11 protein-coding genes and 1 tRNA gene are annotated in these 13,148 nt (G+C 72.9%); 10 read left to right on the top strand and 2 right to left on the bottom strand.

The window, feature by feature from the left end:
* Nucleotides 1–21 precede the first annotated feature (21 nt).
* Nucleotides 22–618, bottom strand: coding sequence for a histidine phosphatase family protein (locus AB0M67_RS23725; protein ID WP_365748408.1), 597 nt, complete (start codon nt 616–618; stop codon nt 22–24).
* Between the two features lie 230 nt (nt 619–848).
* Here AB0M67_RS23725 and AB0M67_RS23720 point away from each other — a divergent pair, with 230 nt between their 5' ends.
* The 7 genes from AB0M67_RS23720 (at nt 849) to AB0M67_RS23690 (ending at nt 7,792) form a co-directional block, all read left to right on the top strand.
* Nucleotides 849–1,865 carry a phosphatase PAP2 family protein gene (locus AB0M67_RS23720; RefSeq protein WP_365748566.1) on the top strand — a complete coding sequence of 339 codons (1,017 nt, stop codon included), beginning with the start codon at nt 849–851 and terminating at the stop codon, nt 1,863–1,865.
* Entirely contained in the window at nt 1,771–3,021 is a 1,251-nt protein-coding gene (locus AB0M67_RS23715) for a hypothetical protein (protein ID WP_365748407.1), read from the top strand. The genes AB0M67_RS23720 and AB0M67_RS23715 overlap by 95 nt, the downstream gene beginning before the upstream one ends.
* Nucleotides 3,012–4,667 (top strand): hypothetical protein, encoded by a 1,656-nt coding sequence (locus AB0M67_RS23710; RefSeq protein ID WP_365748406.1) that lies wholly within the window; start codon nt 3,012–3,014, stop codon nt 4,665–4,667. The genes AB0M67_RS23715 and AB0M67_RS23710 overlap by 10 nt, the downstream gene beginning before the upstream one ends.
* A gap of 71 nt (nt 4,668–4,738) precedes the next feature.
* The gene (locus tag AB0M67_RS23705; RefSeq protein ID WP_365748564.1) at nt 4,739–6,067 is read left to right on the top strand and encodes an AAA domain-containing protein; all 1,329 of its coding nucleotides are present in this window, start codon (nt 4,739–4,741) and stop codon (nt 6,065–6,067) included.
* A 289-nt stretch (nt 6,068–6,356) separates the two neighbouring features.
* Nucleotides 6,357–6,704, top strand: coding sequence for a hypothetical protein (locus AB0M67_RS23700; protein ID WP_365748404.1), 348 nt, complete (start codon nt 6,357–6,359; stop codon nt 6,702–6,704).
* A gap of 239 nt (nt 6,705–6,943) precedes the next feature.
* Nucleotides 6,944–7,633, top strand: coding sequence for a hypothetical protein (locus AB0M67_RS23695; RefSeq protein WP_365748402.1), 690 nt, complete (start codon nt 6,944–6,946; stop codon nt 7,631–7,633).
* 85 nt (nt 7,634–7,718) lie between these two features.
* Nucleotides 7,719–7,792, top strand: a tRNA-Lys gene (locus AB0M67_RS23690).
* A 54-nt stretch (nt 7,793–7,846) separates the two neighbouring features.
* On the opposite strand, the gene AB0M67_RS23685 is transcribed toward AB0M67_RS23690, so the two are convergent.
* Nucleotides 7,847–9,097 (bottom strand): M6 family metalloprotease domain-containing protein, encoded by a 1,251-nt coding sequence (locus tag AB0M67_RS23685; protein ID WP_365748562.1) that lies wholly within the window; start codon nt 9,095–9,097, stop codon nt 7,847–7,849.
* A 346-nt stretch (nt 9,098–9,443) separates the two neighbouring features.
* Here AB0M67_RS23685 and AB0M67_RS23680 point away from each other — a divergent pair, with 346 nt between their 5' ends.
* From AB0M67_RS23680 to AB0M67_RS23670, 3 genes are all read left to right on the top strand, one after another.
* On the top strand, nt 9,444–11,459 hold the full coding sequence (locus tag AB0M67_RS23680) for an EAL domain-containing protein (RefSeq protein ID WP_365748400.1): 2,016 nt from the start codon (nt 9,444–9,446) through the stop codon (nt 11,457–11,459).
* Nucleotides 11,460–11,706: 247 nt separating this feature from the next.
* The gene (locus AB0M67_RS23675) at nt 11,707–11,835 is read left to right on the top strand and encodes a hypothetical protein (protein WP_365748398.1); all 129 of its coding nucleotides are present in this window, start codon (nt 11,707–11,709) and stop codon (nt 11,833–11,835) included.
* A gap of 4 nt (nt 11,836–11,839) precedes the next feature.
* A complete protein-coding gene (locus tag AB0M67_RS23670; protein ID WP_365748396.1) occupies nt 11,840–13,048 on the top strand; it encodes a methyltransferase domain-containing protein in 1,209 nt (402 codons plus the stop codon).
* Nucleotides 13,049–13,148: the final 100 nt, after the last annotated feature.

Here is a 13,148-nt window from a genome sequence, read left to right as displayed (position 1 = left end):
GAGGGGTCAGGGCCTGAGGAATCAGGGCGTGAGATGCGCCGTGTCGTTCCAGATCTGGATCGCCGGCAGGTCGTACGCCCAGCTCAGCACCGACACCGACGTCGGGTCGAGCCGGATGCGCGCCGCGAACGAGATGTCCTCGCCCAGCCAGCGCGCGCCGATCGCGCGGAGGATATGCCCGTGGGCGAAGACCAGGACGTCACGGTCCGCCTCGCGCGCCCAGGAGACGACCTCGTCGGCGCGGGCCGATACCTGCTCCAGGGTCTCGCCGTCCGGAACACCGTCGCGCCAGATGAACCAGTCGGGGCGGTCCGCCTTGATCTGCGCCGGGGTCATGCCCTCGTACGCGCCGTAGTCGAACTCCATCAGCGCGTCCCACTCCTCGGCCCGGTCACCGAAGCCGGCCAGCGCGCAGGTCTCGGCGGCGCGCACCAGCGGGCTGGTGCGTATCTCCACGCCGGGCAGCCCCGACCAGGGCGCCTGGTGGAGCCGCTCACCCAGCAGCTTGGCGCCGCGCCGGCCCTCGTCGAGCAGCGGGATGTCCGTCCTGCCCGTGTGTTGGCCGGACAGCGACCAGGCTGTCTGGCCGTGCCTGGCGAGCAGGATGCGCGGTGCCATGAAGGTGCTCCCTGAGGTTCACAACTGGTGCTGTTCCATCATCGCGCACCTGAACGGAGGGCGACCTCCAGGGGCAACCTCCCGGAAGATCCCCGCGTCCCTCCCTCCGTCAGGGAGTGATGTTGTCGAACATTATTCCGGAGATACACCCGGTCGAGGGACTCAATCGCTTACACCGTACGGTGAACGACGGCCGACAATCGCATGAAAATATGATGGAGATCGTCCGGATGCCGTACAGCGCCAGCGTGCCGCCGCAGCGCCCCCGGGCCCGGCCCCGCTGGTGGACCGAGCTGACGCTGCTCGTTCTGGTCTACACGGCGTACTCCCTGGGCCGGCTGCTCGCGCGGGGCGACGAGTCGACCGCCGTCGACCACGGACTCGCCATCCTCCGAGTGGAGAAAGCGCTCCTCCTCAACGCCGAGCACCCGCTCAACCGGCTCTTCACCAGCACCCCGGCCCTCGGCATACCCGCCGACTTCGTCTATGCCTCGCTGCACTACCTCGTCACCCCGGCCGTCCTCGTCTGGCTCTTCCGCCGTCGCCCCGCCCGCTACCGGGCCGCCCGTACCTGGCTGATGCTCTCCACCGTCCTCGGCCTGGTCGGCTTCACCCTGCTGCCCACCTGCCCGCCCCGGCTGCTGGAGGCCGGGTACGGCTTCGTCGACACCATGGCGCGGTACAGCTCGTACGGCTGGTGGGGCGACGAGGCGAGCGCGCCACGCGGCCTCGGCGGGATGACCAACCAGTACGCGGCGATGCCCAGCCTCCATGTCGGCTGGGCCCTGTGGTGCGGGGTGCTGCTGTGGCGGCACAGCCGTAACCCGCTGGTGAGGTGGGTGGGCGTCGGCTATCCGCTGCTCATCACCGTGGTGGTGATGGGGACCGCGAACCACTACTTCCTGGACGCCCTCGCGGGCGCGGCGGTGATGGGCGCCGGGGCGCTGCTGACCCGGCCTGCGCTGCGTGCGGCCGAGCGCGTACGGGGCGCGGCGAGGGCACGCCTCGGGCGATCGCCGCAGGCGGCGGCCCTGTCACCCGCCTGCTCCTCCTCAGTCTCCCCGACCCCCTCAGTCCCTCCAGCCCAGGCGCCGTCGCGTACTCCACCCCGTAAAGGCACGATTGTCAGCGGCGGATGCGAGACTTCCGCGGGTGAGCGATTCCCTGGGCAGCGGACCCGCACCAGCACCTCCGGCACCACCCCCGGCACCACCTCCGCGGACGACACTCCGGCGACGGCTCGCTGAGCTGCGCGGCCCCGCCGTCGCGCCGCATCCGCTCGACGCCCGCGCGCTGGCCGCCCTCGCCGCCAACCCCGGCTGTCGACGGCGTGCCCTGCTGGACGGCGCCGGGGTCGACAAGGCGGCGCTCGCGACGGCGCTCGGCTCGCCCGCCCCGTTCGGCCAGTCGCAGTTCGCGTTCATGCGCGGCAACGCCTTCGAGGCCAAGGTCAAGGCCGACGGCGGTACGGAGCTGATGCGGCTGCTGTCCGAACGGCTCGGCGGACAGTCTCCCCCGCCCTCCCCGGATGACGTCCTCGTCCCCGATCTGTCCGCGGCCGGGCCCGAAGGCCGTACGGCCCGTACGGCGCTGGCCCTGCGTGAGGCCACGGAGGCGCGGGCATGGGCACTGCTCGACCATCCGCTGCTGGCCCTTGAGGTGGCGGGCTCCCCCGCGTATCTGGAGCCGGACGCGGTGGTGGTGCGTCCGGACGGCCGGTGGACGGTCGTGGAGATCAAGTCCTTCCCGATGATCGACGGTTCGGCGGACGCGGCGAAGGTGGGCGCGGCGGCGCGGCAGGCCGCGGTGTACGTGCTCGCGCTGGAGCGGGTCGCCCTCCATACGGCGGGCGCGGAGGTGGCGGACCGCGTGCTGCTGGTCTGTCCCAAGGACTTCTCCAACCTGCCGTCCGCGTCGGTCGTGGACGTACGCAAGCAGCTGTCGGTGACGCGCCGTCAACTGGCCAGGCTGACCCGGATCGAGGACATCGCGGCCGGGCTGCCCGAGGGCACCACCTTCGATCCGGACCACTGCTCGGGCGAGGAGCTGACGGCCGCGGTCGAATCGGTCTCGGCGGCCTACGCGCCCGAGTGCCTGTCCGCGTGCGAACTGGCCTTCCACTGCCGCCACCGGGCCCGCGCGCAGGACGCGGTGGAGGCGCTGGGCCGTGGCGTACGGGGCGAGCTGGGCGGTCTGACCACGGTCGGCGCGGTGCTGGCGGCGGCGCACGGCGGGGCGGGCGACCCGGCGGACCCGGCGGTCATCGCGCTGCGCAGAGCGGCGGCGCTGCGGACGGAGGCGCTGGCGGCGGCATCCGGTGCCTCCCATGAGGACGCCGAGGGCGCGGCCGAGGGAGCCGGGTCGGTCATGGTGGCCCCGAGCGAGGCGGTCTCATGTCGCTGATCAGTACGCTCGCGCGGCTGGAGGCCGTGGAGAGCGGACGGGCCCGGCCGCTGGCCACCGTCCGGCACCGCAGGATCTCGGACGAGCCGCTGGTGCTCGTACCGCTCACCACGGCGGGCGAGGCCGGTGCGCCGCTCGGCGCGCTGGTCGGGACGGACCGGGACGCGCCCCGGCTGCTGACCGTCGCGCAGCCACGCGACCGCGATCTCCGGTTCGCGTTCCTCGGCGAGCTGGCCGAGGCCGTGCTGCCGTATCTGGACGCGTACGCCGAGGTGATCGAGCCCGCCGAGCGCAATGAGACGGACCCGGAGACCGGGAAGCGGGTCAAGGTCGAGGCCGAGCTGTGCGTGGACGCGCCGCAGTTGATCGTGCCGAGCCGGCCCGGCATCGATTTCGTACGGCTGCTGGGGCGGTCGATGCGGTTCCGGCGTACGGCCGAGGACGATCCGGACACGCCGTATCCCGCGCCGCCGCGCGTGCCGTTGCTCGGTCGCTGGCTGACGCACTACGGCGAGCGCGCCCGGGTGCCGGGGTCCTCGCTGCTGCTCGCGGCGACCGATCTGCTGAACCGTCACTGGGCGACCGGGCAGTCCAGCCTGGAGGACCAGCATCTCGGCGCGCTGCTCTCCTGGATCGATCCGCCCGAGGGCCTCTCGGGCGCCGAGGCGGCGCTCCGGGCCGAGCTCGACCGGGACCGCGGCGGGCAGCTGCGCTGTCCCCCGGCGGGGCCCGCCACCGACCCGGCGTTCGACAACAGACTGCTGGCGCCCGCGATCGAGGGGTACGACCGGGCACGCCAGGCGCTCGCCGCGGCGGAGGACGGGCCGGGCGCGGAGGAGCAGTTGGCCCGGCTGACCGCGGCGGAGCGGGAGATCCGCGAGCTGCTCGCGGGTGTCATGCGGCCGACCTGGGACGCGGTGTGGCGCGGTCTCGATCTGCTGCGCGCGCTGCCGGAGGGGGAGCGTGTCACCGATCGCTGGACTCGCGACCGCTGGTCGTTCACCGGCCATCGCGACCGGGTGCGCGCCGGGGAGCCGCCGCAGCCCCGGCGGGACGACGCGGTGACGGCGGCGCAGAAGCTGGCCTCGCACGAGACGGCGCAGACGCGGCTGGAGGCCCAGGAGGCGCTGGACGATCCGCTGGTGCTCGCGGGGCGCAGGCTGTCGGGCGAGGCGTTCCTGAGCGAGGTGACGGAGGTGGTGATGGCGTACAGCGAGAGCAAGCGGCCGAGCCCGCGCCCGCTGGTCACCGTCCGCACCGACGACCGGCCGCAGCTGGAGGCGGGTACGAAGGTGTTCCGCTCGCTGGACGGCAGACCGCAGTCGGCGGAGTTCGTACGGTCGTCCACCGACGACGCCGACGACGCCGACGGCGCGGCCGGGACCGACAGCGGCGGCGGTGTGCTGGTGCTGCGGCTGACCGACCGGATGGGCCGCGGCAAGGAGCCCGTTCCCGGTTCCGTGCCGGAGAAGGGCGACCGGATCGCCTGGACGCTCTTCGAGCACGACCCGCGCGGTGGCCCGAAACTGCCGGACCCGGAGGAGACCCCGTGGACCCACGGCGGGCCCCCGGGAGCGGAGGACGCGACCCCGGCCCGGACCCTGCCCGAGGCTCCGGACCCGATCACCGAGGAGGACTTCCTGTGACGGACACCGCGGCGTCGGGTCCCGCCACTTCCGATCCCTGTCGTCCCGACGGTCGCCACCGTCCCGAGCATGTGGCCTTCGACCCGGGCGCCGCCGCCACGCGTGCCACGGACGCGATCCTGCGGGACACGCTGCACGGCAGCCACCGCGGTGTGGTGGTCGACTCGCCGCCCGGCGCGGGCAAGTCGACGCTCGTGGTCAGGGCGGCTCGGGAACTAGCCGCCGCCGGGCGGCCGTTGATGGTGGTCGCGCAGACCAACGCGCAGGTGGACGACCTGGTCGCACGGCTCGCCGAGAAGGATCCCGAGCTGCCGGTCGGCCGGCTGCACAGCAATGACCCCGACCCGTACGACAAGGCCCTGGACGCGTTGCCGAATGTCCGCAAGTCCGCGAAGGCCGCGGAGCTGGCGGGGCTCGATGTCGTGATCTCGACGGCGGCGAAGTGGGCGCATGTGCAGGGCGTCGAGCCCTGGCGGCACGCCATCGTGGACGAGGCGTACCAGATGCGTTCGGACGCGCTCCTCGCCGTCGCCGGGCTCTTCGAACGCGCCCTGTTCGTCGGCGACCCCGGCCAGCTGGATCCGTTCAGCGTGGTGGGCGCCGACCAGTGGGCGGGGCTGTCGTACGACCCGTCCGCGAGCGCGGTCTCCACGCTCCTCGCGCACAACCCCGAGCTGCCCCAGCACCGGCTGCCCGTGTCATGGCGGCTCCCCGCGTCCGCGGCGCCGCTCGTGTCGGACGCGTTCTATCCGTACACCCCGTTCCGCAGCGGTACGGGCCACGGCGACCGGGGGCTCGCGTTCGGGGTGCCGTCCGACGGCTCGGGCCCCGACCGGGTGCTCGACGAGGCGGCCGAGTCCGGCTGGGGCCTGCTGGAGCTGCCCGCCCGGCGTACGCCCCGTACGGACCCGGAGGCCGTACGGGCCGTGGCGCTGGTCGTGCGCAGGGTGCTGGACCGCGGCGGCGCGGCCACCAGCGAGCGCTCCCCCGAGCCGGTGCCGGTCACGGCTGACCGGATCGCGGTCGGCACCGCCCACCGCGACCAGGCGGCGGCGGTCCGCGCGGCCCTCGCGGAGCTGGGGGTGAGCGGCGTGGCCGTGGACACCGCGAACCGGCTCCAGGGCCGTGAGTTCGATGTCACGGTGGTGCTCCACCCGCTCTCCGGCCGACCGGACGCCACCGCGTTCCACCTGGAGACGGGCCGCCTGTGCGTCCTGGCCTCCCGGCACCGGCACGCGTGTGTCGTGGTGTGCCGCGCGGGCGTGGCGGACCTGCTGGACGAACATCCGTCGACGGAACCGGTCCAGCTGGGAGTGACGGTGAAGTTCCCGGACGGCTGGGAGGCGAACCACTCGGTCCTGGCCCGGCTCTCGGAGCACCGGGTGAGCTGGCGTCCTTGAACCGACTCCACCCACCAGGTGGAGCGGTACGGGCCCCACATGCTGTGGGACGACGTACGCAAGGAGTTCCTCGGCCGGCATGACCTTGGGAAGCCGAACGGTCCCGGTTCGGAGCAGCGCCCGGAAGGGGCATGGGCGGGCGCTGCCCGGGCACGGCACGTTGGCCGTGGCACCCGGTCGCGGCCGGCCACGGCCCTGAAACCGGGCACCATACGAGGCCCCCTTGCGCCGGGCGGGACAATGGACGGTGGCCGAGAGGCCGGACAACGCACGAGCAGGAGGAGAACCGATGCCGGATCCCGAGCGGAGCGAGCGGCGGCTGCGGCCGGCACCGCTGCTCTTCGAGCCCTCGGAGGCGGTCGCCGACCCCGAGCACTTCTTCGATCTCGAATCCATCGACGACCCCGCCGATCTGCTGGCCAGAGCCACGGAGCTGACTCTCGCGTTCCGGGCGGCGACCGACCGGGCCGTCGAGTTCCAGGCGATCGCCGCCGCGCAGCTCGCGGATCCCCGCCGGTTCGACCGGCTGACGACGGCGGACATCGCGCTGCGCGGGCAGTGGACCGAGGACTACGCGAAGAAGATGGTCGAGTTCGGCCGGGACCTGCTGAGCGGCGAGGGCATAGCGAGCCAGTGAGCACCGCGCGGGGCGGGCGGCGCCGGCGGATCGGCAGCTCGCGGGGCGGCAGCTCGCGGGGCGGCAGCTCGCGGGGCGGGTGGCGTCGACGGGAGGGGTGGCGTCCGCGAGCCGGATGGGGCAGGTGAGTAACCCGTTTGGCATATGCGGAGCGCAGGTTACGCCTCCCCCCGCCACCCTGTCCCGTCTTTCGCGAACTCTCGGGAACGGGTTCATTACTCCCGGTAGATCTGACTGCCATGAGCGTATGGCTACGAGATGAATCCCCGCTGAGCCCCGGCATGAGCGACGACGAACGCCGCACCGACATCTTCGGCCTTCTCCATGACGAGGGCCGCCATCACACCGCGCGGGTCACCCCCGCCGGCGCGGAGTGGCTCGCCTCCGCCGGACCGTACTCCCGCTCGACGCTCTCCCACTGGACTGCCCGTCCGACCGCTCCCGCGGTGCTGCCCTGCGGCTCCGCCTTCGATGTGGTGAACGCCCCCGCGATCTTCGGCCGGCGCATGCTGGACCGGCTCTGGTCGGACGGTCCCGGCTCGGGGCCGGTCGCCGCGTATCGCGGCCGTACGCTCCTGTTCGCCGCGCCGGGCACCGCCCAGCGGCTGCCGTCCCTGCTCTCCTGGGAGGAGTGGGGCGGCTCGGGGCCCGACGGGCGGGAGGCGGCGCCGCCTCCCCTGCTCTGCCACGGCACCGGTGACGCGGTGACCGTACCGCCGCTGACGCCGGGATCCGCGTCGGGGCCGCGCTGGCTGGTCGCGCCCGACACCCGCCACCCCTGGCTGCCGGGGCCCGATGTGCTGCTCTGGGCCTGCGTACGGGCGGCCCGCGACCAGGCGGCGTCCGGGGCCGGTTCCGTACCGCGCCCCAGGACGGCGCCGGAACCATCGGCCGAAGCGGTCGCCCGGCTGCCACGGACGCGCTCCTGACCACAGGAAACGCCTCCTGGACGGGTCCGGGTATATCGATTTTTCTTCGCGTCGATCCGGGTGCTAAGGTCTACGACGTCAGCAGGCGCCGCTAGCTCAGTTGGTTAGAGCAGCTGACTCTTAATCAGCGGGTCCGGGGTTCGAGTCCCTGGCGGCGCACAGACATGAAGGAGCCCCTCGCGCGAGCGAGGGGCTCCTTCGTTTTCCTCAGCTCTAGGACTTGACCTCCGGGGTGATCTTGACGGTCCAGGCCCCCGTGGGCGTACGGTCCGCCACCTGTACCCGCGTGCGCTCCCCCTCCACCGTGAAGGTCTCGCCGACCCCCAGCGGCGCGTCGGCCAGCGGCGGATACACCGACCGGTCCCAGCAGGCCTCGCCGTCCGGATGGGTGTCCACCACCTCGACCGGGCCGCCGCCCGACGCCGTCTCGCCGCGTACCCGGTAGATCAGCACCCCCTCGGTGCAGGTGTGCAGATCATTGCCGGTCGCGGCGCGCGCCTCGATGGCCAGCGCGGTGTTCCGGCCGGTCCTGACGACCGCGAGCCGGGTCCCGACGCTCCCGCCGGGGGTGGGCGCCGCGGCGATCGGCTCCAGGGTGAGCAGGCTCGTGCCCGTCGGCGGCACGCACCGCACCTGCCGCTGGTCGAGCCAGCCGAGCTTCCACTTGTGCCAGCCGAAGAGATCGGGCGCCATCCCGAACTGGCTCCCCATCACATCCCAGTCGCCGACATAGGTGTCCCAGTCGCCCTTGCCGTCCGTGGGCCGGTGGTACAGGTCCGCCAGATCGAAGACATGTCCGGTCTCGTGGGCCAGCACATTGCGGTCCGGCGGGTGCCGCTCGAAGACGGTGACGATACGCCGGATGTCCGTGCCGTCCGCCCGCATCGGCCGGTCGAAGTTGACCACTTTCGTGGCATCGGAGTCGACACCGGGCGCGTCCGGATCGGCGACCAGATACACGACGTCGTAGCGCGAGAAGTCGACCGCCGGATCGGCCGTGGCCAGCGCGTCCCGCAGATAGGCCGTGCGCCGGGCGGGCTCCCAGTCACGCCGTATCCCGTAGTCGGTCGAGGCGTGCGGCATCCGGAACCACTGGAGCTGGGGGTGGGCGCGCAGCGCGAACTTCCCGTACGAGGCCTGCTCGTAGAAGCGGCTGGTGGCCGGGAAGTGATCGGCCGCCAGGTCGGCGGGGTCGGCCAGCGGCGCCGAGTCGGGAAAGGAGAGAAAGATCATGACCGCGTCGAGGACGCGGTCAGGGCGCGGATAGGCGGCGTTCCAGGTGTCGAGGCCGAGCGAGTGGTGAGCGCCGGTACGCGGCAGAGCGCAGGGCCCTTCGGGGGCCGAGGCCCCCGCGGGCCCCGCGATCAGCGATGTGGCGGCGAGCGCCACGAGGGAGGTTACGGCGGCCGCGGTCCTGCGCAGGCGGGGCCGTTCCACTCCCCCGGGTGGCTGCGGACGCTCCACATCGACCTCCGTTTCCGGATTGGGGGACACCACTCCCACCTTGGGCCGTTTTGTACGACTCCGCCCTGTTCCGCTGCACCAGATGGGTGAGGAGACCTGTGATCAGGGCGTCGACGACCCGACACCCCGACGCGTCACGGAAAGTCACAAGCGATCACGGCGGGCTCTTCCGGTGCCACAGACGTGCAGAAACGATCGCGCGTCGGCAAGCCGGCGGGATTACGCCGCCTCTTCGCCGTCCCGGAGCTGGAATGGCCGCCCGGCCTGCCTCTATGATCGGCACACTTTCCCTGGCAGACCCGTCCCGACCACTCTGTACGACACGACTGCACCGCGGGAGCGAGCCGTGAGCGGAACCTCCGAAGGGCCGCGTCCAGCGGCGGTCGCGGCGGCCGGCATCGTACGGCCACCCGTCACGGAGCGTCATACCTTCGGCAGAACAGCCGCCGAGCCGTCGGACGGACGTGACGCACACACACGGGGCGGCGCGTACAGACCGGGCGGCGCGCACGCCGCGGGCGATACACACGCCGCGGGCGATACACACACGACAGGCGATACACACGCGGCGGGCGACACCCACGCGGCAGGCGACGCGCCGGATTTCCGCGGCGCCTTCCGGGCCGCCGAACTCGCCATGGCCGTGATCGACCACGAGGGCACGGTCATCAGCGCCAACGACGCGCTCGCCGTACTCCTCGACACCGAGCCCGCCGCGCTCACCGGCCGGTCCGCGGCCGATCTCGTCGACCTCGCCTCCGACAGCCGCACCTGGGACGCCTACAGCGCGGTGCTCGAACGCCGGCGCGCCCGCTTCCGCTGCACCCGCCGGCTCAAGCACCCCGACGGGCGGACCCTCTGGGCGGAGGTCACCGTCGTCCCCGTACCGGAGAGCCGCGGTGCGCTGCTGTCGATCGCGGACATCAGCGACCGGCGCGAGCTCCAGGCGCGTCTGCGCCATCTCCAGATGCACGATCCGGTGACCCGGCTGCCCAACCGCACCCTGTTCTTCGAACGGCTCTCCTCCGCGCTGGAGGCCTCGACGTACGACGGCGTGGCGTACGGCGTGTCCCCGGTCCATCCGGACCGCCGGCCGTACGGCGATGGCAGAACAGGGCGGATCGGGCTGTGCTACCTCGACCTCGACGGCTTCAAGGCCGTCAACGACACGCTCGGCCACCGCACCGGCGACCGGCTGCTCGCCGCCGTCGCGACCCGGCTCACCGAGTGCGCCGACCAGGACGGCTACACCCGCAGCGGCGGCCATCTGGTCGCCAGGCTCGGCGGGGACGAGTTCGCGATCCTCGTCGAGGACTCCACCGGTACGGAACAACTCGCCGATCTGGCCCGCTCCGTGCTCACCGCGCTCCAGCGCCCCTTCGATCTGGCCGGGCAGCGGCTCTCGGTCTCGGCGTCGATCGGGGTCGTGGAGCGGGCCGCGGACGGCACCACCCCGACCGGTCTGATGCAGGCCGCCGACACCACGCTGTACTGGGCGAAGGCCGACGGCAAGGCTCGCTGGACCCTCTTCGACCCGGAGCGCAACGCCCACCGGATGACGCGACAGGCGCTGACCTCGACGCTGCGGCCGGCCGTGGAGCGCGAGGAGTTCGTGCTCCAGTACCAGCCGCTGGTGGGGATGGCCGACGGGGTCGTACGCGGGGTGGAGGCGCTGGTGCGCTGGAACCACCCGCAGTTCGGGACTCTGGCGCCGAATCGGTTCATCGGGATCGCCGAGGAGGACGGCTCGATCGTGCAGCTCGGTCGCTGGGTGCTGCGTACGGCGTGCCGGCAGGCGAGACGGTGGCAGCTGGACCACCCGCACACCCGGCCGCTCTTCGTCAGCGTCAATGTCGCCGTACGCCAGGTCTGGGACTCCGACCTGGTCGCGGACGTGGCGGAGATCCTCGCGGAGACCGGTCTCGCGCCGCAACTGCTGCAACTGGAGCTGACGGAGTCCGCCGTGATGGGCTCGGCGGGCCGACCCCTCCAGGCGCTCCAGGCGCTGAGCGACATGGGCGTACGGATCGCCATCGACGACTTCGGCACCGGCTACTCGAACCTCGCGTATCTCAGCCGGCTGCCCGTGTCGGTCCTCAAGCTGGACGGCTCGTTCGTCCGCGGTTTCCGCTACGACGAGGGCGTCCATCCGAGCCCGGCCGACGAGACGATCGTGGAGGCCCTGATCCAGCTCGCGCACCGGCTGGGGCTGACGGTCACCGCGGAGTGCGTGGAGACCTCGGGCCAGGCGGCCCGGCTCCAGCGGATCGGCTGTGACACGGGGCAGGGCTGGCTCTTCTCCCGTCCGGTGGCGCCGGAACGGATCGCGGAGATGGTCGCGGTCAGCCCGCGCGGCAGGTGACGGCCGCTCACGCCCCCTGTGTGACTCCCGTACGTGATCCCGTACGGGAGGTATGCGACTCCCGTACGTGAGGGCCATATCCGAACGGATGGGCCCTTGGCTGGCGGGGACTCGCCATTCGTTCGGGCGGCCTTGCCGGTGATCCGGGCGCTGGGTGATCGTGGAAGGGCGTCCCGGTGTCTTTCCCGCCGGTGTCCCGCCGGGGCGTGAGACCACGACAGCGGCGGAGACCACGGGGGCGCGAGACATGGGCTGGGTAACGGGCAGGACCGGCGGCGGGGGCGAGGGCAAGCACGCGGGCGGCAAGGATCCCGGTACGGCGAAGCCGTCGCCGGACACGGCTCAGCCCAGGCCCGGACCGAAGCACGGCAAGTAGCGCGGTGACGGCTGCCGGGCCGGACGTGCCCCGTACAGGCGCCGCCGAGCGGGCCGCGATGCGGGGGCTGCTCGACGGGTTGCGCGGTGCCCTGGCCGGGCCGCTCGCGCCGGAGTGGGAGCGTGCCTTCTGGGCGGTTCCGCGCCACCGGTTCCTGCCGGAGAGGGTCTGGGTCGACGACGATCTGACGGCCTGCAGCCGAGGCGCGGCGCCGGACCACTGGCTCCGCGCCGCGTACGCGAACGGGCCGGTGGTGACGCAGATCAATGACGGCCGGGATCCGGGCGACGGCGAGCGCCGGGCCTCGTCCTCGGCGTCGGCGCCGTCGATCGTCTTCCGTATGCTGCGCCTGCTGGCGGTGGAGGACGGGCATCGCGTGCTGGAGATCGGCACCGGGACCGGCTGGAACGCCGGGCTGCTGGCGCACCGGCTGGGCGGCGAGCGCGTGACCACCGTCGAGCTGGATCCCCTGCTCAGCGCGCGGGCCGCACATCACCTTCGCAAGGCCGGCCTGGAGCCCAGGCTCGTCACCGGTGACGGCTCGGCGGGGTACGCGCCCGGCGCCCCGTACGACCGGGTCGTCGCCACCTGCTCCGTACGGCGGGTACCGCGCGCCTGGCTGGCGCAGACCCGGCCGGGCGGGGTGATCCTGACGCCCTGGGAATCGCCCTGGTTCTGCTTCGGGTTGCTGCGGCTCACCGTCGGGGACGACGGCAGCGCGTCCGGCCGGTTCTCCCCGCACTCCGCGTTCATGCTCATCCGCAACCAGCGCACGGACCTGCGGATCTACCGCGATGTCGTGGAGGACGACCAGATACCCGAGCGGTCCGCCACGGAGCTGTGCCCCTGGGCCGTGGCGGGCGACGACCCGGCCGCGCGCTTCGCCATCGGCCTGCGGCTCCCGGACATCTGGCGCGCCTGGCACGACAACCCGGATGTGCATGGCGTGGCGTCCCGGCTCTGGCTCGCCACCACCGACACCACGTCCTGGGCGGCCGTCGACTGGGACGGCCGGACGGACAAGCGGCTCACGGTCTGGCAGTACGGCCCGCGTCGGCTGTGGGACGAGGTCGAGGCCACATACCGATGGTGGCTCCGGGCCGGCAGTCCGGGCCCGGAGCGCTTCGGTCTGACCGTCACGCCCGACGGCCGTCAGACAGCGTGGCTCCATACCCCGGCCGGGGTGCTGACGCCGAGGGCGGACGAGTCGTAGGGGTGGCTCCGGGACCGTCCTCATGACTCCGGGACAGTCCCCGGTGCCCCGGTGACCGTCCCCGTGACTCCGGGGCCATTCCGCGGAGGGAGTCCGGTCC

The organism is Streptomyces sp. NPDC051662 (genome assembly GCF_040681655.1).
In the GTDB taxonomy this organism is placed as follows: Bacteria; Actinomycetota; Actinomycetes; order Streptomycetales; family Streptomycetaceae; genus Streptomyces.
Note: the sequence above shows the minus strand (reverse complement) of the source record. Positions and strands in the feature narration are given on the sequence as shown.